General features: G+C 68.5%; 19 protein-coding genes. 11 read left to right on the forward strand and 8 right to left on the reverse strand.

The window, feature by feature from the left end; genetic code table 11:
- Window positions 1–98: 98 nt before the first annotated feature.
- Entirely contained in the window at window positions 99–986 is an 888-nt protein-coding gene (locus AB0305_RS08025) for an NAD(P)H-hydrate dehydratase (protein ID WP_364136544.1), read from the reverse strand.
- Window positions 970–1,734: a histidine phosphatase family protein gene (locus tag AB0305_RS08030; RefSeq protein WP_364136542.1), complete on the reverse strand. Its 765-nt coding sequence runs from the start codon at window positions 1,732–1,734 to the stop codon at window positions 970–972. Before AB0305_RS08030 ends, AB0305_RS08025 begins: the two co-directional genes overlap by 17 nt.
- Before the next feature lie 211 nt (window positions 1,735–1,945).
- Between AB0305_RS08030 and AB0305_RS08035 the strand changes: the two genes are divergently transcribed.
- Together AB0305_RS08035 and AB0305_RS08040 are read left to right on the forward strand one after the other, a co-directional pair.
- Window positions 1,946–2,887 (forward strand): SRPBCC family protein, encoded by a 942-nt coding sequence (locus AB0305_RS08035; protein WP_364136540.1) that lies wholly within the window; start codon window positions 1,946–1,948, stop codon window positions 2,885–2,887.
- 213 nt (window positions 2,888–3,100) lie between these two features.
- Complete coding sequence (locus AB0305_RS08040) at window positions 3,101–3,328, forward strand: DUF2188 domain-containing protein (protein ID WP_364136538.1); 228 nt, start codon at window positions 3,101–3,103, stop codon at window positions 3,326–3,328.
- Between the two features lie 106 nt (window positions 3,329–3,434).
- Here the strand turns inward: AB0305_RS08040 and AB0305_RS08045 are convergent, their stop codons facing one another.
- The 4 genes from AB0305_RS08045 to AB0305_RS08060 all read right to left on the reverse strand — a co-directional run bounded on the left by AB0305_RS08045 (window position 3,435) and on the right by AB0305_RS08060 (window position 6,135).
- Window positions 3,435–3,815, reverse strand: coding sequence for a rhodanese-like domain-containing protein (locus tag AB0305_RS08045; protein ID WP_366172344.1), 381 nt, complete (start codon window positions 3,813–3,815; stop codon window positions 3,435–3,437).
- Window positions 3,816–3,841: 26 nt separating this feature from the next.
- The gene (locus tag AB0305_RS08050) at window positions 3,842–4,042 is read right to left on the reverse strand and encodes a hypothetical protein (RefSeq protein ID WP_366172346.1); all 201 of its coding nucleotides are present in this window, start codon (window positions 4,040–4,042) and stop codon (window positions 3,842–3,844) included.
- Between the two features lie 165 nt (window positions 4,043–4,207).
- Window positions 4,208–5,167 (reverse strand): carbohydrate ABC transporter permease, encoded by a 960-nt coding sequence (locus AB0305_RS08055; protein ID WP_364136536.1) that lies wholly within the window; start codon window positions 5,165–5,167, stop codon window positions 4,208–4,210.
- A complete protein-coding gene (locus AB0305_RS08060) occupies window positions 5,167–6,135 on the reverse strand; it encodes a sugar ABC transporter permease (RefSeq protein WP_364136534.1) in 969 nt (322 codons plus the stop codon). Before AB0305_RS08060 ends, AB0305_RS08055 begins: the two co-directional genes overlap by 1 nt.
- Window positions 6,136–6,353: 218 nt before the next feature.
- On the opposite strand from AB0305_RS08060, the gene AB0305_RS08065 reads away from it, so the two are divergent.
- Both AB0305_RS08065 and AB0305_RS08070 read left to right on the forward strand, forming a co-directional pair.
- Window positions 6,354–7,703 (forward strand): sugar ABC transporter substrate-binding protein, encoded by a 1,350-nt coding sequence (locus AB0305_RS08065; RefSeq protein ID WP_364136532.1) that lies wholly within the window; start codon window positions 6,354–6,356, stop codon window positions 7,701–7,703.
- Window positions 7,704–7,857: 154 nt separating this feature from the next.
- Window positions 7,858–8,283 carry a low affinity iron permease family protein gene (locus AB0305_RS08070; RefSeq protein WP_290256671.1) on the forward strand — a complete coding sequence of 142 codons (426 nt, stop codon included), beginning with the start codon at window positions 7,858–7,860 and terminating at the stop codon, window positions 8,281–8,283.
- A 17-nt stretch (window positions 8,284–8,300) separates the two neighbouring features.
- On the opposite strand, the gene AB0305_RS08075 is transcribed toward AB0305_RS08070, so the two are convergent.
- Window positions 8,301–8,969, reverse strand: a complete 669-nt coding sequence (locus AB0305_RS08075) for a PAS and ANTAR domain-containing protein (protein ID WP_366172350.1) — start codon at window positions 8,967–8,969, stop codon at window positions 8,301–8,303.
- Window positions 8,970–9,845: 876 nt separating this feature from the next.
- Between AB0305_RS08075 and AB0305_RS08080 the strand changes: the two genes are divergently transcribed.
- Window positions 9,846–10,601: a GAF and ANTAR domain-containing protein gene (locus AB0305_RS08080; protein ID WP_364136528.1), complete on the forward strand. Its 756-nt coding sequence runs from the start codon at window positions 9,846–9,848 to the stop codon at window positions 10,599–10,601.
- Window positions 10,602–10,618: 17 nt separating this feature from the next.
- Here AB0305_RS08080 and AB0305_RS08085 read toward each other — a convergent pair whose 3' ends face one another.
- Window positions 10,619–11,077, reverse strand: a complete 459-nt coding sequence (locus tag AB0305_RS08085; RefSeq protein ID WP_290256674.1) for a hypothetical protein — start codon at window positions 11,075–11,077, stop codon at window positions 10,619–10,621.
- A 158-nt stretch (window positions 11,078–11,235) separates the two neighbouring features.
- Between AB0305_RS08085 and AB0305_RS08090 the strand changes: the two genes are divergently transcribed.
- From AB0305_RS08090 to AB0305_RS08115, 6 genes are all read left to right on the forward strand, one after another.
- A complete protein-coding gene (locus AB0305_RS08090; protein ID WP_364136693.1) occupies window positions 11,236–11,556 on the forward strand; it encodes a DUF1905 domain-containing protein in 321 nt (106 codons plus the stop codon).
- A 91-nt stretch (window positions 11,557–11,647) separates the two neighbouring features.
- Window positions 11,648–12,268, forward strand: coding sequence for a hypothetical protein (locus tag AB0305_RS08095; protein WP_364136524.1), 621 nt, complete (start codon window positions 11,648–11,650; stop codon window positions 12,266–12,268).
- Between the two features lie 130 nt (window positions 12,269–12,398).
- Window positions 12,399–13,169 carry a YcnI family protein gene (locus AB0305_RS08100; protein WP_364136522.1) on the forward strand — a complete coding sequence of 257 codons (771 nt, stop codon included), beginning with the start codon at window positions 12,399–12,401 and terminating at the stop codon, window positions 13,167–13,169.
- A 133-nt stretch (window positions 13,170–13,302) separates the two neighbouring features.
- Window positions 13,303–13,941 carry a DUF4232 domain-containing protein gene (locus AB0305_RS08105; RefSeq protein WP_366172353.1) on the forward strand — a complete coding sequence of 213 codons (639 nt, stop codon included), beginning with the start codon at window positions 13,303–13,305 and terminating at the stop codon, window positions 13,939–13,941.
- Between the two features lie 54 nt (window positions 13,942–13,995).
- The gene (locus AB0305_RS08110; protein WP_364136518.1) at window positions 13,996–19,110 is read left to right on the forward strand and encodes a DEAD/DEAH box helicase; all 5,115 of its coding nucleotides are present in this window, start codon (window positions 13,996–13,998) and stop codon (window positions 19,108–19,110) included.
- On the forward strand, window positions 19,103–19,942 hold the full coding sequence (locus AB0305_RS08115) for a DNA-formamidopyrimidine glycosylase family protein (RefSeq protein ID WP_364136514.1): 840 nt from the start codon (window positions 19,103–19,105) through the stop codon (window positions 19,940–19,942). Before AB0305_RS08110 ends, AB0305_RS08115 begins: the two co-directional genes overlap by 8 nt.
- Window positions 19,943–19,945: the final 3 nt, after the last annotated feature.

Below are 19,945 nucleotides of genomic sequence, written 5' to 3' on the forward strand. Positions count from 1 at the left end.
AGCCGGTTCTCCCACGGATACTAGGCGCTGTGGCTCTTCCCGCGCTACGGAATCGATCTTTCCGGCCGCTTGGGCAGCCAGCCCAACCGGGCGGCTGATCAGCTGCTGAGTTCCACCATCAGCGGCGGCAACTCATCGCAGAGTTCCCGGGCAAGGTAACCCAGCCCGCCCAGTCTGCTGGCCAACCTGTCCCCTGCGGTGGCATGCAGGTGAGAGCCCCAACAGGCGGCCTGGGGTCCCGTCGTACCGCGGGCCCGCAGCCCCGTGATCGCACCGGCCAACACGTCGCCGCTGCCCGAGGTCCCCAGCCCACTGTGCCCGGTGCTGACCTCCCAGGACTCGCCGTCGGGTTCCGCAATCAACCCCTGGCAGCTGACCACGGCCTGGAACCGGCTCGCGATAGTCCGGATATCGCGGCCAAGGTCGCCGATCTCGCGTTGCAAGAGGATGGCCGCCTCGGTGGGGTTAGGGGTCAAGATCAGCCGACCCGCCCACGGGCCCAGGTCGGCACCCAGTTCGGGCAAACAGCCGAGGGCGAACGCATCCAGAACGACGGCGGGGCCGCTACCCTGGGGCGTCCGCGCCGGCACGAGCAGTCCGCGAAGAAGCGCCAGGGCCTCGTCTTTGTCGTCCAGGCCGGGGCCGATCAGAACGGCGTCGGCCGCGGCGAATTCGTCGACGAGCAGCGAAGCGGACGAACCCTTCACTGAGCCCCTGGCGCTTTCCGGCAGGCCCAGGACGCCGCTCTCTGGCAGCGCCACCGCCACGTGGACGGCGGTCGATTCGGCCACCGCCAGCGTCAGCCGACCGGCGCCGGAGCGAAGTGCCGCGACACCGGCCAGGAGCGCGGCCCCCGGGGTCTTGCGCGCGCCCCCGATGACCAGCACCGAGCCGCGGTCCGCCTTCCCGGAGCCCCCGCCGGGCAGCGGCCAGCCGCGCAGCAACGTGGGCGTCAGCGGGATCGGCGGCTTAGCGCGGGTGGACATTGGACTCTCCCGCGTGCTCAGTGACGGGGGCGCCATAGGACCGCAGATGGTCAGCCTCATTGAACCCGGCCAGTTCCCATGGGCCGGTGCCGCCCTCCCGGACGAACCGGCTGACGGATGCGTTGAGAATGGTGGTGCGTGCGGCCAGGTCCAGCAGGTCCGCCTCGGTGAGCCCCAGCAAAACGTACCGGAAGAGCAGGATGAGGGCGTCATGGCAGACCAGCAGCACCTCCTGGCCGGGGTGCTCCCTGTCCAGGTCTGCAAGCAGCGACCGCAGCCGAAGCACCACATCGGCCCAGGACTCGCCGCCTGGTGGCCGGTAGTAAAACTTCCCGAGCCAGCGCCGGCGTTCTCCTTCCTCAGGGAACCTGGCCTCCACGCCGGCAGAGGTCAGCCGATCCAGGATTCCCAACTCGCGGTCCCGGAGCCGTTCGTCCAGGCGGGGCAATCGGTCCCACCCTGCGACGTCCAGCGCCAGTTCGGCAGTCTCCCGGGCCCTGGCGTAGGGGGAGGACCACACCGGGAACTGCTCGGAGACGCCTGCCAGCAGGCGGCCCAGGGCCAGCGCCTGCTCCCTCCCGGTCTCGGAAAGATCGACGTCGGCGTCACGGGCCGGGACTTCTATCACCTGCGCGCCCGCCTCCCTGGCCCGCGTCGCCGCAACATTCCCCTCGCTTTCTCCGTGCCGGATCAGCACCAGCGCGGTGATACCGGCCTCCCCGGCGACGTTGCTTCGATGACTGTTCACGTGCTCCTCCTTGCGTCGGAAGGTGCCCACCATACTGCAGCGGCCCAGCGATGTCCCGTGAAAAACGACCCGGGCTTGGCTCCCGCGCCGCGACCGGGTTAGCCGCAGAGAGTCACCTCTGCCCTGGCCGCAAGGCGGAATCCTCGATAAAGTAAGCATACTGATGATCAGTTGATCACTGGTTTGTTCCTACAGAGTCGAAGGAGACACCGTGAGCACGAAAGTCGAGAAACGCATCCTGGTGAACGTTCCCGTGAGCGTGGCCTACAACCAATGGACTCAGTTCGAGGAATTTCCGCACTTCATGTCCGGGGTGAAGAGCGTGCAGCAGCTCAGCGACGACCGCCTGGAATGGACGGCGGAGATTGCCGGGGTGCGCCGCCAGTGGCAGGCAAGAATCCTAGAGCAGATCCCTGATCAAAAAGTAGCGTGGGCTGCCACGGAGGGAGCGACCAACGCCGGCGCGGTGACCTTTGAAGACCTGGGCGGCGGTCAGACGTCCGTGGAGCTCTCCCTCGAATACGAACCAGAGGGCATGGTTGAAACGGTGGGCGACAAGCTCAACGTCGTCGCCAGGCAGGCCGAAAACGACCTGGACCGGTTCAAGGCCTTCATCGAGGACGAGGGTTACGCCACGGGCGCTTGGCGCGGTACCGTCCAAGGCCACGGCTCCTCCGGCACCCCGGGGATCGAAGACGCCGCCGCCTCCCGGGGCGACAGCGGCACGGCGGGGGTATCCGGAAAGGTAATAGCCGGCGTCGGGCTGGCCGCAGCTGCGGCAGGGGTGGCCGCGGCCGTGGGACGCGGAGACTCCCCACACCACGACAATCCCGGCGCCGGCCCTGCGACTACGGCGGATGCCGGGACGGCACGGGCAACCGACGCCGTTCCACCCACGGGCACCACCGGGAGCGTCTTCCCCGCAGGCACCGACACGAATCCTGCCGGAAGCGGCAGCGCCTCAGCCATGGAGCGGCCTGCGGAACGGTCTGTCGCCAAGCCCTTCGACCAGACCAACGGACTGATCGACGACGACGGCGACTCGGACGGCACGGCCGCCGCCGACACCGCCAGCCAGGCCGAACGTGACGAGCGACGCAATGGCGTCGAGGGGACTCTACCCCCGGCCGCCGGCAGCCTGGGCCAGCACTGAAAGCGACCGCCATTCGCCCGACCCTCCGCCGCGCCGGAAAGGCGCTGAGGCTTGAACCATAAGCCTACTTTCTATTAGGTTGGTGTCAGCTTCTCCGCCCGCCCCCCCATGCGGCGGAGGATGCCTTGGAAATGCCCCGTGGTCCCCCAGTGCCGCGGGGCTTTTCGCTACCCAACGTCAGGCAGCTGAACCGAACGGCAGAAGGAGCGTGTAATGCCTCAGGGAGATATTGAGACGTACTACGAAGACGGACAGTGGAAGAACAAGCGCGATGGTGCCCAGCGGGCTTTCGGCGCCGGCTACAGCTCCAAACAGGACGCGGTCGTTGCAGGACGGGAGGCCGCCCGGGGCGACAAGGTCGAGCACATCATCAAGAACCAGGACGGTGTGATCTCCGAAAAGAACAGCTACGGCAACGATCCACGAAACGTCCCGGGCTAAGGCATGCACGAGGTGAGGGAAGTCTGGTGAGCGAAGTGGCGCTCCGGCCGGAGCCAACCGCGCCGAACGTAGTGCGCTGGCGAGCCTCGGAAAACAGCGCAGCGGGCTAGCCGGCTTCCTGTCGCCACGCAGCCCAGGCCTGGAAACCTCCAATAAGGTCGGTCGCCCGTAAAAGGCCCAGTCGCTGCAGGGTGTCTGCTGCCAGGCTGGAGCTGTAGCCCTCATTGCAAACGACCACAATCCGCCGATCGTAATCGCGTGCCATCGGGAGCCGGTGGGCGCTGGAAGGATCGAGCCGCCACTCAAGGACATTTCGGTCGATGACGACCGCACCCGGAAGGGCGCCGTCCCTCTCCCGCTGGTCCACCGGCCGCGTGTCGACGACGAGGGCACCTGCCGCGACTTCCCCGTCGAGCTCTGACGCAGACACGCGCTTCAGGTTGGCGCGACTCGCGAGCAGCAGCTCGTCTATCGTCAGGGCACACACCCCCACGGTTTCTCCGCCCTGAGATACTAGCCTTCCCCGCGGCCCTCGTCAGGCGCTATGGGCCGGACGTCGTCGTCCCCGCCATCGGGCCCTTCTGATGGCTCTTCGGCGTGGCGCCGGCTTCCCTGGTCCGGCCCACCTGCGGGTGTCCCCGCGCCGTCTCGGTCCACACCCTCGGCCGGGTCTTCGCTGTGGAGGCGGCCGCCGGACTCCGGAGTTTCACTCACGATGCGTCCTTTCCTAAGGCTTCTAAGGCTTCCCGGTTTGGTTGCTGGGACGGCGCGAGACGGTGAGGTGACCGGGCGCCGGCCCGATCGCTCCATCGTGTTCCCCCGTTATGTGGAGGTCAATATGTAGGCGGTTGGTCCCCCGGACTTTTACGGCCGGTCCGGTTACCCCTTCCTGCCTTCTGTGGCGACGCCCTCGATGAAGTGACGCTGCCCGAAAGCGAAGAGGATGAGCATGGGGAGCGTGATCAGGAGTGTTGCGACCATGACGTACTGATAGTCGCCCTGGCCGCCGTTGGTGGGGCTGTATTTGGTCATGGCGTAGGCGATTCCCAGCGGTGCCGTAAATCCCTCGACGGACCCGGCGTTGAGGTATATGAGCGCCGACTGCAGGTTGTTCCAGCTTGCCTGGAACTCGAAGATGAAGATCACCACGAGCGACGGTACGGATAGCGGCAGGGCTATCCTGCGGAACAAGCCGAAGTAGCTGGCTCCGTCGATTCGCGCGGCCTCGAAGAGCTCCCGTGGCAGTCCCAGGAAGAATTGCCTCTGCAGGAAGATATAGAACGCCGAGCCAAAGAGATTCATCCCGAAGAGCGGTATCCAAGTGCCCAGCACGCCCAGGTTTTTCCAGATGAGGTACTGCGGCACCATGGTCACGGCGCCCGGCAACATCATCGTCGCCAGCACAAGACCGAAGAGGATGTTCCGGCCCGGGAAACGGAAGTAGGCAAACCCGAAGGCGACCAGGGAACTGGAGAGCGTCACTAGGGTGGCGGCCAGCACCGCAATGAGGAAGCTGTTGGTCACCCAGTTCACCAGCGGGAGCTGATCCCAGACTTCGACGTAGTTCTGCGGGGAAAACGTCGCGGGGATCAGTGCGTTGTCGAAAACCTCCCCGCGGGGCTTGAGGCTGGCGGCAATGAGCCACACGAGGGGATACAGGAACACGGCACTGATCACCGTCAGGACGACGCCAAGCACCACCTTGCCGGCCGTGGTGCGGGGACGCCGGACACGACGGCGCGGGGCCGGGGCAGGCGTGGCAGTGGCGGAACGGCCAGCTTCCGCCAGCAGCGGGCCGGCCTCCGGCGTCGCGCCGGTTTCGGTATTGGTGGTGGCCATCAGCGTTTCTCCCCCTCGTAGTAGACGAACCGGTTTCCCAACCGGACCTGGATCAGGCTGATCAACAGGATCAGCACGAACAGCACCCAGGCCATGGCAGAGGCGAACCCGAAATTGAATTCCCGGAAGGCCTGCTGGAACAGGTAGATGCCGTAGAACAGCGAGGCCTCCGGCGACGCGCTGGTTTGGTCCCGCCAGAAGAGCAGGTACGCCTGATCGAAAACCTGCAGTGCGGCGATCGTCAGGACGATCACGTTGAAGAAGATGGCCCCCGAGATCATCGGGACGGTGATGGAGAAGAATTTCCGCACCGGCCCGGCACCGTCCAGGGCCGCGACCTCGTAGAGTTCCCGCGGCACGTTCTTGAGTGCGGCCAGGAAGATCACCATGGTGCCGCTGACCCCCCACAGCGTCATCAGCACGATCGAGGGTTTGACCCACGCCGGGTCGATCAACCATTGCGGTCCCGAGATGCCGAAGAACGCCAACGCCTGGTTGATGGCCCCCGTGTTGCCGTTGAGCAGCAGCAGAAAAACCGCCGCGGTCGCCACCGACGGCGTCATCTTGGGCAGGTAGTAGATGGTCCGAAAAATCCCGGCGCCTCGGCCCACGCGGTTCAGGAGCAGGGCCAGCCCCAGGGCGACACAGATCTCCAGGGGAACGGCCATGACCGCGTAGAAGAGCGTGTTGGCCAGTGAGGAGGCGACCTTCGGATCCTGAAACAGGAGCTGGTAGTTGGTCACGCCAGCGGGCTTGGCCACGTTAGTCGCCAGGTTGTAGCGGCTGAAGGAGATGACCAGGCTGTAGACCATCGCACCGAGCATGAAAACGAGGAAGCCCACGATCCACGGGGAGATGAACAGATAGCCAGCCAGGGCCTCCCTGCGGTTGTACTTCACCCGGTGTGCCCGGGCCTTCCGGGGATTGCCCCCGGGGCGCCGGATTCGCGCGGCTGATTCGGCTGTCATGTGGCATCACCCTTTCTCCCGTGGTTCCACGGCGGTCTCTGCCCCGCCGCGCACCGGCATCGGGGCCGGTCCCTTGCGTCACACCGCGGCGTGGGCTAGCTTTCGAAATAGGAAGCTTGCTTACAGTGTTGCACCCGAATCGCTTTTAGCCGAGGGTCTCGCGGCAGCGACCACCACCATCGACGATTGGGGAGGATGCAAAGATGCATTTTCGAAAGATGACGAACACCGCAGTGCTGGCCCTGGCGGTGACCGCTTTGACTGCCTGCGGCGGCGGGGGCACCAGTGCCCCGGCGGCGAGCGCGGACTTTTCCAAGGACGCCTCGGGGACGATCACGGCATGGGCCTTCGATAACGCCGACGACGTCGGCAAGGCACGCATGGGCTACGCATCGTCCCAGCTCTCGAACGTGAAGATCACGATGGATCAGACGCCGTTCGATGCGCAGAAATTCACGACCCGCGCGGCCAGCGGTGAGGTACCCGACGTCGTCCAGATGGACCGCGCGTTCGTCGCGACCTACGCCGCCCAGGGGCTGATCAAGCCACTGGACGGCTGCTTCAAGGCCCACGGCATGGACCCGGCAAAGCAGTTCTACCCTGCCGTCACCCAACAGGTGACCTATCAGGACAAGGTCTGGGCAGTGCCGCAGTTCTATCAGCCGGCAGCCATCATCCTGAACCAGAAGGTTCTCCAGGGCGCCGGCGTGGCGGCCGCGGACATTGACACCTCAGACAAGACGAAGCTGCTGGACGCCGTCGGAAAAGCGTCGAAGGCCGACGGCGGTAACCCCTCAACGCTCGGATTCGACCCGGTGGCCGCCGGGCAGGCCGAACTGTGGATCCTCGGCCAGGGCGGACGGTTGGTGGACGACAAGGGAGCCCCCGTCCTGGACGACCCGGCCAACGCAGCCGCGATCAGTTTCCTGAAGCAGATCTATGACGCGCAGGGCGGCTATGCCAAGGCCAAGAGCTTCTCCGATTCCTTCGACACGTTCGGTAAGCAGAACCAGTTCGTCAAAAACCAGGTGGGGTCCCAGGTTGACGCCCAGTGGTACGTCAACGTCCTGGCCCCCTACTCGCAATCCCTGGACTTGTCCGCCGTTCCTTTCAAGGACAAAGACGGCAAGCCGTTCACCGTGGCAGGGGGGACGTCCTTTGTCATTCCCGCAAACGCCAAGAATCCCAACGCTGCCTGCGCGTGGATGACCTCCCTGGTCACCGACGACGCATGGAAGGCCGCCGGGGAGGCTCGGGCACAGAAGATCGCATCGACGCCGGGCGGCATCAACACCGGGCTGTTCACCGGTTCCCCGTCGGCCGACAAGCTGATCAGGGACACCTTCGTCAAGCCAAGTGGCAACGCCGGCTTCGACGAAACGATCAAGACGTACTACGACGTCCTCCCGGCCGGTAAGACGCTGGGCGCCTCCCCTGCGGGTCAGACCATCAAAACGGAACTGAACAACGCCATCGCCTCGGCCCTGCTGGGGACCAAGGACCCGGGAAAGGCGCTCGCTGACGCCCAGGCCGCTGCCAAGCGCGCCTACGACCAGTCAGGTTCCTAAGCCGCTGTCATTCCGCGCTGCGGGTCACCCGGACTGCGGCGCGGAATGGCTGTGGGGGTCTATCCGCCGGCGTTGGTGCCACACTGAAAGTAACCGGAAAACCGGCCGTCCAACTCCTGCCGGGCCGGCACTCCGCAAGGGAAAGCGTGACGGAATGGTTCAGCAGGCGGGGCGGGAACGCCCGGATATCTTTACCCGGTTTACAACCCGGACGGCGGCGGTCCTCGGCCATGCCTGGGTTTTCGTCGGTGCGGTGGTCGTTCTGATCATCTGGGCCTTCACCGGTCCGCTCCTCGGTTTCTCCGACACCTGGCAGCTGGTGATCAATACAGGCACCACGATTGTCACGTTCCTCATGGTCTTCATCATCCAGAACACCCAGAACCGTGACACGGCCGCCCTGCACGTGAAGCTTGACGCCCTGATGCTCGAGCTCCAGGTCGGCAATGCCAAGCTCTACGACGCCGAGCATGAGGGCGAGAAGGAGATCGAGGCCCAGCGGAAGCGGATCGCTGGCGCCGCCGGACAGGCGGCCCGGGACGAACGGTCGGGTCCCCCTGCGGCCGCGGGCCTGGCCTAGGGTCATTCCGGCCGCTCCTATTGCAGGAGGGACCCTTTCGCGGGGTCTGGGGAGCCGCGGAGGAGCGCGTCCAGAAAGCACTCGAAGGGCATCCTGTCCCCGTCGCGGTCGGCCAGCCCCACCAGCGTCGCTGCGACCTCCGCCAGCTTGACGTTGGCGTGGTTGCTGTAGGCGCGCAGCACGGTGAACGCCTCGGACGATGTCATGGAAGCGCGGCCCATGAGGATGCCCTGGGCCTTGGTGATGACGCACCGGGTCCCGAGCGCCCCCTGGATGGCGTCGCGCGCCGCCGTCGCCGTTTCGTCGTGGACGGTCGTCGTGAGGTCCAGCATGACGCCCGCGATGGTCCGCAGCCCACCTGCCCCGTCGGGGAAGGCCTCTCCCGCGGTGAGAACCTTGTGTTCCCGGCCGCCGGCGTCGATGACCCGGTGATAAATGGCCACATGTCCTCCACGCCGCACGAGGTCCTCGTTGACTTCCAAAATGCGGGGCAGATCCTCGGGATGCTTGTGGGCAAGCGTGAGCGCACGGGTCGGAACAATTTCCCCGCGCGCGTAGCCGTGGATGGCGTACATCTCATCCGACCACTCCATGTCGTGGGTCTTACCGTCGGTGAGGAATGAGCCCGCGATCAGATCGTCGGGACCCGGCCGGCTCGCGAATAGCGGGCGTGTCAACCAATCCATGAGAACCCCCTTCGCGGGTTGACGGTAGCGGCTCCTTCCCGCTCCGGCAAGGATCGAAAGGCTTGATGTAGGCGCAGGGACCTTCTTCCGAAAAAGTGAGCTAAGTTACTTCCGCGTTCATAGCGGAGCACCGTACCCTGCTTGTGGGTCAAGACGCGGCCCTTCGTGTTCCATAGAGAGATCTATTTCTATGACCACCGGAAAAATCGGCGTCACGGTTTCGGTTGACCTTGACGCCTCGTCGGTCATGATTCGCCCCGTAGGCGTACTCACTCGGCATAACGTTCGGGCACTTCAAGCGGTATGCAACAGGGCACAGAGGGCCCTCCCACAATGCGATCTGTTCCTGGACGACAGCTTCCTCGCCTATGCATGGGACGAAGCCCCGGCCGTGCTGAAAGACATCGGGATTAGGACCTCGACGATGAGCGGACCGCGGCACGCCTCTCGGACGGCAGGCCGGCGAACACAGGCGCAGGCGGCGTGAGCGGCCACCCCGGGCCGCCGGCACGGATGTTTTTTCGGCATCCAAGCTGGTCCGATGTGCCTTCCTCCGATCTCAGGGCACTACGCCGCGCGGCACTGAACGGCGGTGGCAGCGAAGCACCCGCCCTGTGGCTGGACCTTCTCGACCATATCGACGAGGAACTGGCCCGGCGCGCTCCCCGACCGAACGGACGGGGCCCCTAGCCGCGATCCTGCGCCATCGGCGCGACCTCCGGATAGGGCCGCTTCATTGGGGGGCGGCCCTATCCCGGAGATGTTCGAGCCCGCTCGATGGAGATCCGCCGGACGGACCGCTTGGAACGCCGGCCTGGAAGCGACTCCCTGCCGGCTGCCCCTAGCGCCGGCGGGGTATCGGCGCAACGATGAGATATGACCTCCGTTCGAGATTCCGAGCCGGGCACCGGCAGCACCGAGCCCAAAGCGCTTGATCTTCAGGACCTGCTGCTGGAAACCCAGGACGTCGCCGATTTCCTGGACGAACTCGCCTGTTATGCCGCGGCCACCCTTTCCTCGCGGAAAAGCGAAGTCTTCTGTGGCATCACTCTGCTCCGCCACGGGGAGGCGGGGACCGTGGCCAGCAGCGGTGAGAAGGCGCTGATGCTGGATGAGCTTCAATATCAGCTGGACGAGGGCCCCTGCCTGATGGCCAGCAGGAGGCAGCTGGTGGTTCACATACCGGACCTCGCCAGTGACACCACGTTCCCCGACTACAACTACATTGCGATGGCCCACGGCGTCCGCTCCGTTCTCGCCGTACCTTTTCATCTCCCCGAGAACTCCGCCCGTGCCGGCCTTAACCTTTACTCCGAAACCGCCCACGCTCTGGACGGCGGAGCCGTGGAGCGGGCCCAGACTTTCGTCGCCCAGGCCGCCAAGGGCCTCAGGCTCGCACTTCTCCTCAGCGAACATAGCCGGACTGCCGAAAATCTAAAGCTGGCCATGACGTCCCGGACGGTCATCGATACGGCGGTGGGCATCGTTATCGCTCAAAACCGCTGCACGCAGGACGAGGCCTTCGCCATGATCAAAGCAGCTTCGAACCACCGAAACATCAAGCTTCGGGACGTCGCCGCCTCCATTGTTGAGTCTGCCGGGGGAGGTAAGGTCACGACCCATTTCGCCTGAGCCCCGCCGCGCCGTCCTCAGCGCAGCTGCAGCTCCAGCAGTTCGATCGACGTGAGCCCGGTCTCCAACATCAGCGCCTTCGCCTCGACGCCGGCCTCTGTGGCGCTCCGGACAGCGGCAGCCAAGGAAGCCTCCGCGGCGTCGATCTCCCACTGCAGGCTCTCCAACCGGGCCCCCGCTGCGCGAACCGCGGCCAAAGGGTCGGATGAGGAATCTGCCGGCCGGCGGAATCCACAGGTGCAAACCCACTCGCCCTCGCCGGTGTGGAACTGCGCCCACGGCAGCGCCGTCGTCGGGCTGGGCGTGGACGTCATCTTGGTACCGCAGTGCACGGGCGTCCCGTCCGCATCGAAGGGAGCCACCGCAGGCTGACTCGAGGGGACGGCCGGACGGACCGGTTCGTCGAAGCTCCGCAACGACTCCGCGTGCGTTCCGCGCGCGGGTCCCGCCATTCTCCGGTTGGCTACTGCCGTCATTCGAATCACCCCTTTAGTAAGCCTGCTTGCAATTTTCACTAGTCTATCTAGCTTTATTTGAATGTCCAGCGGTGATCCGGCGGCTCGGCATACGCGGAGAGCGGGAAGGAACCCATTGCCAGCTCCCGCCCTTGCCACTACGGTGCTGAGCCGTGGACATGACCTTCCGGGCGGAGCTTTTCGAGTGGCGCGGGCCGGCGCCCTTCTACTGGCTCGCCCTGCCGCCGGACGCGTCCGACGAGATCCATGCCGAGGCCGCTGAGGCAAGCTACGGCTGGGGTGCCATCCCCGTGGCTGTCAGCATCGGCGGGACCGAGTGGGAGACCTCGCTCCTGCCCCGCAACGGCGGCTACGTGCTGCCCGTGCGGAAGCACGTCCGGCTCGGCGAACGGCTCGAAGTAGGCGACGACGTCGAGGTGTCCCTGTCCGTGGCTCCGCGCAACGGCCGGGCGGCGAACGGCACCGGCCCCACCATGTGACCGACTTTGCCGCCGCTGCACGGCAGCAAGTTCGACGAACGGTAGAATTGGCCCCGTCCGCAGCCCGCCAGATGCCGCCAGGGAGGTCACCGTGCGCCACACCCGTGCCCGGGCGCCCTTCCACGCGCTCCGCGCGGCCCTGATGTCCATCACCATGGTGGGTCTCGCTGCCGCGGCACACGTGATCGCCGGCGGGGACCTCCCCATCCCGGGGATCTTCGGCGCCGTCCTTGCCCTAACCGGCCTCGCGGCCACCGCCGCCACCCGGCTCAAGCTGAACGCCGCCGCCATGACCGGGCTGCTGGGAACCGGTCAGGTGGTGCTGCACGAGGCGTTTTCCGCGCTCAGCGGCCCCGCCGCAGCGGCCTACGGCGGCGCTCCCGTTCGCTCGCACCACCAGGTCCCGACGCTCCTCCCGCACCCCGCGGGCACGCTCGAGCACCACGACCTGGACTCCGGCCTGGCGCTCTGGATGATCGCTGGCCACGCCTTGGCCACCCTCATCTGCGCCCTGCTGCTGGCCCGCGGTGAGGCCGCGCTCTGGGCGCTGGCCGCCTGGTTGCGTCCGCTGATCCGGCTGCCCGAAGCCCTACCCGCACCCCGCGCCGCCGTCCCCGTCCAGCCCTTCCGGGACGAGCCCGCGCTGCCGCTGCCGTGGCGCAACCTCCGGCGGGACTGCCGCCGCGGGCCGCCGCTCGCCGTCGTCGTCTAACCCACCCTTCTTCGGCCGCGGCCAAATTTGCCGGCCTGCCCCGGGCCATCCGGGCCCCAACCCCGCACCCGTGCCGCGCCACCCACGTCCGCGCGCCCTCATGCGCGCACGCCCGAAAGGCACCCACACGATGATGACCCGCACCCTTTCCACCCCCTCCGCCCTGCGCCGCACGTTCACCGCCACCGCCGTGGCCGGCGGCACCGCCGCGCTGCTGCTGACCGGGGTAAGCGCCGCCTCCGCCCACGTCGAGGCCACGCCAAACAACACCGCAGCCAACTCCTACTCGCTGCTCACGTTCGCCATCCCGCACGGCTGCGACCAGGCCGGCACCACCAAAATGACCATCACGCTGCCCCAGGAACTCAACGACGCCCAGCCCACGGTCAACCCCAACTGGACCGCCTCCAAGGTCACGGAGGAACTCCCCCAGCCCAAGAAACTGGCGGACGGCACCTCCATCACCAAGCGGACCAGCCAGATCGTCTACACGGCCAAGGCGCCGCTGAGCCACGAGCTCCGCGACACCCTGGTGCTCTCTGTAAAGCTGCCGGACATGGCCGGGAAGACCCTGTACTTCCCCACCCTGCAGAGCTGCGAGACGGGCCAGACCGATTGGTCGCAGATCCCGCAGGCCGGCCAGGACGAGGACTCCGTCAAGACCCCCGCCCCATCCGTGACCATCACCGCGGCGAAGTCCGGTGACGGGCACGCGGGCCACGGCGCGGCCGCGTCCGGGAACGGCATGGCACAGACGGCGGAAACGACGTCGGCGGATACTCACAGCAACGACGACGGCGGCGCGCAGGCCCGCAGCTGGGCCGGCCTCGCCGCCGGGATCGGCGGCCTGGTGCTGGGCGGGGTGGCGCTACTGCGCGGCCGGCGTCCCGCCGCCAAGTAGCACCCGTCCCGTGATCTGACCCCCGGTTGATGCCCGGAAATCACAATCCGGGCATCAATCGGGTTTCCGCGTCGTGGCACCGTTGACGAGGGGAACCACACCGCATAACAGTGGTCCCATGAGGCCTCAGCAGATGAATCGCAAAGCAGCAATCACTTCCGTAACGGCGGCCGCTGCGGCGGTCCTGCTGCTCAGCGGCTGCGGACAGGCCCAGACCCAGAGCGCCAGCGCACCGCCGTCGTCCGCTCAGTCCACGACGGCGGCACCGGCCACCTCCTCGGCAGCGCCCAGCGCATCGGCGTCGTCCGCGCCTGCCTCCTCGTCCCCGGCCGCCTCGGGTGCCGCCGCGGGCCCCGGCCTCTGCAAGGCCGCCAACCTCAAGGGCACCCTCGACTCCACCGGCGGCGGGGCCGCCGGCAGCGTCTACAGCAAGCTCATCCTCACCAACACCGGCGCCGAACCGTGCGTCCTCAAGGGCTACGCCGGCGTCTCGCTCACCGCCGGCGCCGACGGCGACCCCATCGGCGCCGCGGCCACCCGCGACGACTCCACCCCGGCCGCCGACGTGCTCCTCGCCCCGGGCCAGGCCGGCAGCGCCACCCTCCGGTACACCCAGGCCGGCAACTACCCCGACTGCACCCGCACCCCCGCCGCCGGTTTCCGCGTCTACCCGCCCGAGGACACGGCCTCCCTGTTCCTCGCCGCGCCCAAGGATGCCTGCAGCAACGCCGGCATCAACCTGCTGACCATCGGCGCCTTCACCGCGATGTAACCGCGGCTTAGGGGCCCGCCCAATACTGTCGGTGCCGTAAGGCATGATGGAGGAATGAAGGGGCAGGAGCTCGCGACCACACTCGCGGCCGACGCAATGGACCGGTTCAGCCGGCCGACCCGGGAGTGGTTCCTCGGGGCCTTTTCCGCGCCCACCCCGGCGCAGAACGGCGCCTGGACCGCCATTTCCTCCGGCTCGCACGCCCTGGTGGTGGCCCCCACCGGGTCGGGCAAGACCCTGGCCGCCTTCCTCTGGGCGCTGGACCGGCTGCTCGTTGCCGCACCGGCCGGCGCTACCGATGCAGAGCCTGCCGACGCCGTCGAACCCGCGAAGAAGGGCCGCCGCAAGACGCCCAAACGCAAGACCCGCGTCCTCTACATCTCCCCGCTCAAGGCCCTGGGTGTCGACGTCGAACGGAACCTCCGCGCACCGCTGATCGGCATCACCCAGACGGCCAAGCGGCTCGGCCTGCCCGCGCCGCTGACCACCGTTGGCGTCCGCTCCGGCGACACCCCCGCGGCCGACCGGCGGGCGCTGCTCAGCACCCCGCCGGACATCCTGATCACCACCCCGGAATCGCTCTTCCTCATGCTGACGTCCAAGGCGCGCGAAACCCTGGACGAGGTGGACACCATCATCGTGGATGAGGTGCACGCCGTCGCCGGAACCAAGCGCGGCGCACACCTGGCCGTCTCGCTGGAGCGGCTGGACGCCCTGCTGCCCAAGCCGGCGCAGCGGATCGGCCTCTCCGCCACCGTGGAGCCGAAGGAGCTGGTGGCCCAGTTCCTCGCCGGGTCCGCGCCGGTGGAGATCGTGGCGCCGCCGTCGAAGAAGACCTGGGACCTGACCGTCTCCGTCCCGGTGGAGGACATGTCGGACCTGCAGGGCGCGGCCGGGGCGTTCGACTCCGGTCCGGCGTCCGGGCTGCAGCCGCACGCCTCGATCTGGCCCCACGTGGAGGAAAAGATCGTGGACCTGGTACTGGCCAACCAGTCCACCATCGTCTTCGCCAACTCCCGCCGGCTCGCCGAACGCCTCACCGCCCGGCTGAACGAGATCTACGCGGAGCGGCAACTGATGGCCGAGGGTGGCGGCTGGGACGACGGCGGAGCTGGCTCCGATTCTTCGGGCGCCGCTGGCGGTGGCGCGGGTGGAGGCGCCGCTGCGGGCGGCCGGGGCACCCAGGCGCCGTCCGGACCTGGCGGCACCCCGGCGCAGATGATGGCCCAGGCCGGCAGCACCGCCGGGGCGGATCCGGTTCTGGCCCGGGCGCACCACGGGTCCGTGTCCAAGGACCAGCGGGCCATGATCGAGGACGACCTGAAGTCCGGCCGGCTGCGCTGCGTGGTGGCCACCTCCTCGCTGGAGCTGGGCATCGACATGGGCGCCGTGGACCTGGTGGTCCAGGTGGAATCACCGCCGTCGGTGGCCAGCGGCCTGCAGCGCGTGGGCCGCGCCGGGCACCAGGTGGGCGAGATCTCCCAGGGCGTCCTCTTCCCCAAGCACCGAGCTGACCTGGTGCACACCGCCATCACGGTCGAACGCATGCTGGACGGCAAGATCGAACGACTGTACGTGCCGGCCAACCCGCTGGACATCCTCGCCCAGCAGACCGTCGCGGCGACTGCCCTGGGCGCGATTGACGTGGAGGAATGGTTCGCCACGGTACGCCGGTCCGCGCCGTTCGCGTCCCTCCCCCGCTCCGCGTACGAGGCGACCCTGGACCTGCTCGCCGGGCGCTACCCCTCGGACGAGTTCGCCGAACTCCGGCCCAGGATCGTCTGGGACCGCAACAACGGCACCATCGAGGGCCGGCCCGGGGCTCAGCGGCTGGCCGTCACCTCCGGCGGCACCATCCCGGACCGCGGCATGTTCGGCGTCTACATCATCGGCACCGAGGTCGAAGGCACCGGCTCCTCCGGCGGTTCCGGCGAGGGCGCATCCGGTGCCAAGTCCACGGCCAAGGGCGGCCGCCGGGTGGGTGAGCTGGATGAGGAGATGGTCTACGAATCCCGGGTCGGCGACGTCTTCGCCCTCGGCGCCACCAGCTGGAAGATCGAGGACATCACCCACGACCGGGTCCTGGTCTCCCCCGCGTTCGGCCAGCCCGGAAAACTGCCGTTTTGGCGCGGCGACTCCCTTGGCCGGCCGGTGGACCTGGGCCGCGCCCTGGGCGCGTTCATCCGGGAGCTCTCCGCGTCCGACGTCGGCCCCGCCACTGAACGCTGCAAGGCCAGCGGCCTGGACGACTTCGCCGCGAACAACCTGATCCAGTACCTGGCCGAGCAGAAGGCCGCCACCGAGGTGGTCCCCAGCGACACCACGCTGGTGGTGGAACGCTTCCACGACGAACTCGGCGACTGGCGGGTGGTGCTGCACAGCCCGTTCGGTATGCCGGTACACGCGCCGTGGGCCCTCGCCGTCGGGCAGCGGCTGCACCAGCGCTACGGCATGGACGGCTCCGCGATGGCCGCCGACGACGGCATCGTGCTGCGCGTGCCGATGATGGACGACGAGCCGCCCGGCGCGGACCTGTTCCTCTTCGACCCGGAGGAACTGGAACAGATCGTCACCGCGGAGGTGGGCGGGAGCGCCCTGTTCGCCTCCCGGTTCCGCGAGTGCGCGGCCCGCGCCCTGCTGTTGCCGCGGCAGACGCCCGGAAAGAGGCAGCCGCTCTGGCAGCAGCGGCAGCGCTCGGCCCAGCTCCTGGACGTGGCCCGCAAGTACGCGACCTTCCCGATTGTGCTGGAAACGGTCCGCGAATGCCTGCAGGATGTCTACGACCTGCCCGCCCTCAAGGACATCGCCACCGCGATCGAGCGGCGCGAGCTCCGGATCCTGCAAACCACCACGCAGCAGCCCTCGCCGTTCGCGAAGTCCCTGCTCTTCGGCTACGTCGCCCAGTTCCTCTACGAGGGCGATTCGCCGCTGGCCGAGCGCCGCGCGGCCGCCCTGGCCCTCGATTCGACACTGCTCAACGAGCTGCTGGGCCGGGTGGAGCTGCGCGAACTCCTCGACGCCAAGGTTATCGACGAAACTGAACGCGAACTGCAGCGCCTCGCTCCCGGTCGGCGGATGCGCGGCGTTGAGGGCGTGGCCGACCTGCTCCGGCTGCTGGGCCCGCTCACTCCGCAGGAGGTGGCCGCCCGGCTGGAGACTGCCGAGGCAGGCCAAGCCTCTACCGACGTTTCCGCGGCCGCGGCAGCTCCCGCGGACGGCGGCGGGGCCGGGTCCGGGGTGAGCGGGACTCCGGACGACGGCGGGGCCGAGGCCGGGGAGGCGGCGGCATCCGCGGAGGCCGCCAGTGCCACCACCGCCGAGGCTACGACGCACCTCGCCGCGCTGCAGCGGGCTAACCGCGCCATCAAGGTCAATATCGGCGGCACGGAGAAGTTCGCCGCCGTCGAAGACGCCGCCCGGCTCCGCGACGCCCTCGGGGTGCCGCTGCCCATGGGCGTGCCGCTGGCCTTCATCGAACCCGTCGCGGACCCGCTGGGTGACCTGGTCTCCCGCTACGCCCGCACCCACGGTCCCTTCACCGCAGCGGAGGCCGCCGCCCGGCTGGGGCTCGGCGTCGCCGTCGTCGGCACCGCGCTGAAACGGCTGGGAGCCGACGGCCGCGTGGTCGAGGGCGAATTCCGGCCGCACGTCACCGCCCCCGACGCCCCGCCCGCTGCCTCCTCCGACGACGCCGGCCAGACGGCGGAGACAGTGTCCCTGGCGGGAACCAGTGAATGGTGCGACGCCGAGGTGCTGCGGAAACTCCGCCGGCGGTCGCTCGCCGCGCTGCGCGCCGAGGTGGAACCCGTGGACCCGTCCGCCTACGGCCGGTTCCTCCCCGCCTGGCAGAACGTCCGCGTCCCCGGCAGCCGCGGCCAGTCGGCGCTGCGCGGCCTGGACGGCATCATCACCGCCATCGACCAACTCTCCGGTGTGCCGATTCCCGCCTCAGCCTGGGAGCCTCTGGTCCTGGCCAGCCGGGTCTCGAACTACCAGCCCGCCATGCTGGACGAGCTCATGGCCGCCGGCGAGGTGCTCTGGTCCGGCGCCGGGTCGCTGCCCGGCAACGACGGCTGGGTCAGCCTGCACCTGGCCGACTCCGCCGAGCTGACCCTCAACCCGGCACCCGATTTCGAACCCGGGGACGCCCAGCAGCGGCTGCTGGACCATCTGCGGACCAACGGCGGCGGCTACTTCTTCCGGCAGCTGACCGAGATCGCCGGCGGGATGGACAGCGTCCTCAGCGACAAGGACGTGGTCTCCGCCCTCTGGGACCTGGCCTGGGCGGGCAGGATCACCGGCGACACCTTCGCCCCGGTCCGGGCCCTGATCGCCGGCGGCCATACCGCGCACCGGCAGGTCAGCCGTGCGCCCCGGGCCCGCGCCCCGCGGCTCAACCGGCTGGGCCGCTCGCACGGCTCCGGTCTGCTCGGCTCCCCGGGCCTGACGGGCGGCAGGTACGGGTCCGCCTCGGCGGCGACCCCGACGCCGCCGCTGGCCGCCGGCCGCTGGTCGGCGCTGCCGGAACCCGAACTGGACGCCACGATCCATGCCCGGGCCACCGCAGAGCTCCTGCTGGACCGCTACGGCGTGGTCACCCGCGGCTCGGTCATGGCCGAGAACATCCTGGGCGGCTTCGGCCTGATGTACAAGGTGCTGGCCCGGCTCGAGGAAGCGGGCCGCTGCCGCCGCGGCTACTTCATCGAACAGCTCGGCGCCGCCCAGTTCGCCGTCCCGGCCACCGTAGACCGGCTGCGTTCCTACGTCGAGGACGCCGAGGTGCACAAGGCCGAGCCGGTGGCCCTGGCCCTCGCCGCGACGGACCCGGCCAACCCCTACGGCGCCGCCCTGGCGTGGCCGGCGCAGGACCTCGAAGCCGGCACCGGGCACCGGCCCGGACGGAAGGCCGGCGCGCTGGTAGTCCTGGTCGACGGCGCCCTGGTGCTCTACGTCGAACGCGGCGGCAAGACGCTGCTGGCCTTCAGCGCCGACCCCGCGGTGCTGGCCGCCGCCGGCGCTGCCCTGGTGGGAGTGGTGAAGCGCGGCGCCGTCGACAAACTCATCATGGAAAAGGTCAACGGCCACGGCATCCTGGACACCCCGGTGGCGGCCGCCCTGGCGCAGGCCGGCGCCTATTCCACCCCGAAGGGACTGAGAATCCGTGCCTGAGGGAGACTCCGTTTTCCGTGCCGCCGCGCAGCTGCACGCCGCCCTGGCCGGCAAGGAACTGCTGGCCACCGACTTCCGTGTGCCCCGCTTCGCCACCCTCAAGCTCGGCGGCTGGACCGTGGAGGAGGTGGTCCCGCGCGGCAAGCACCTGTTGATGCGGGTGGCCGGGCCGCGCCCCCAGGACCGGCTGACCATCCATTCGCATCTGAAGATGGAGGGCACCTGGCAGGTCTACCCGCCGGGCGGACGCTGGCGGAAACCCGGATTCACCGCCCGCTGCGTGCTCCGCACCGCCACCGCCGATGCGGTCGGATTCTCCCTCGGCGTTCTGGAGGTGGTGCCCACCGCGGAGGAAGCCAGCGTCGTCGGGCACCTCGGCCCGGACCTGCTCGGCCCCGACTGGGACCTGGCGGAGGCCGAGAAACGGCTTCTCGCGGCCCCCGACGTGCCGATCGGCGTCGCCCTCCTGGACCAGCGCAACCTGGCGGGGATCGGCAACATCTACCGGTGCGAGGCGTGCTTCCTGTCCAAGGTGCACCCCGCCGCCCCGGTCTCCGCAGTCCCGGACCTGGCGGCCATGATCATGGACGCGAAGCTCATGCTGGGCGCCAACCTCGGCCCCGGCCGGCGGGTCACCATCCTGAACGCCCGCGGCGTGCCCGTGGGCCGCAGCGAAGGCCGGCCACCCTACTGGGTCTACGGCCGCGAACGGCAGCCCTGCCTGAAATGCCGGACCCCGATCCGCCGGGGCGTACTGGCCAAGGCCACCGGGACCGAGGAGCGGGACATCTACTTCTGCCCGACCTGCCAGCCGCCACCCGAGGGCACCTGAACC

The organism is Arthrobacter sp. NPDC080086, from assembly GCF_040702285.1.

What these genes read in the sequence shown, in the direction of transcription:
- AB0305_RS08090 (WP_364136693.1), top strand. Translation starts at nt 11,236, where the DNA reads ATGACCTTCCGGGCGGAGCTTTTCGAGTGGCGCGGGCCGGCGCCCTTC.
- AB0305_RS08100 (WP_364136522.1), top strand. Translation starts at nt 12,399, where the DNA reads ATGATGACCCGCACCCTTTCCACCCCCTCCGCCCTGCGCCGCACGTTC.
- AB0305_RS08075 (WP_366172350.1), bottom strand. Translation starts at nt 8,969, where the DNA reads ATGGATTGGTTGACACGCCCGCTATTCGCGAGCCGGCCGGGTCCCGAC.
- AB0305_RS08055 (WP_364136536.1), bottom strand. Translation starts at nt 5,167, where the DNA reads ATGGCCACCACCAATACCGAAACCGGCGCGACGCCGGAGGCCGGCCCG.
- AB0305_RS08110 (WP_364136518.1), top strand. Translation starts at nt 13,996, where the DNA reads ATGAAGGGGCAGGAGCTCGCGACCACACTCGCGGCCGACGCAATGGAC.
- AB0305_RS08060 (WP_364136534.1), bottom strand. Translation starts at nt 6,135, where the DNA reads ATGACAGCCGAATCAGCCGCGCGAATCCGGCGCCCCGGGGGCAATCCC.
- AB0305_RS08080 (WP_364136528.1), top strand. Translation starts at nt 9,846, where the DNA reads ATGACCTCCGTTCGAGATTCCGAGCCGGGCACCGGCAGCACCGAGCCC.
- AB0305_RS08105 (WP_366172353.1), top strand. Translation starts at nt 13,303, where the DNA reads ATGAATCGCAAAGCAGCAATCACTTCCGTAACGGCGGCCGCTGCGGCG.
- AB0305_RS08070 (WP_290256671.1), top strand. Translation starts at nt 7,858, where the DNA reads ATGGTTCAGCAGGCGGGGCGGGAACGCCCGGATATCTTTACCCGGTTT.
- AB0305_RS08085 (WP_290256674.1), bottom strand. Translation starts at nt 11,077, where the DNA reads ATGACGGCAGTAGCCAACCGGAGAATGGCGGGACCCGCGCGCGGAACG.
- AB0305_RS08040 (WP_364136538.1), top strand. Translation starts at nt 3,101, where the DNA reads ATGCCTCAGGGAGATATTGAGACGTACTACGAAGACGGACAGTGGAAG.
- AB0305_RS08065 (WP_364136532.1), top strand. Translation starts at nt 6,354, where the DNA reads ATGACGAACACCGCAGTGCTGGCCCTGGCGGTGACCGCTTTGACTGCC.
- AB0305_RS08025 (WP_364136544.1), bottom strand. Translation starts at nt 986, where the DNA reads ATGTCCACCCGCGCTAAGCCGCCGATCCCGCTGACGCCCACGTTGCTG.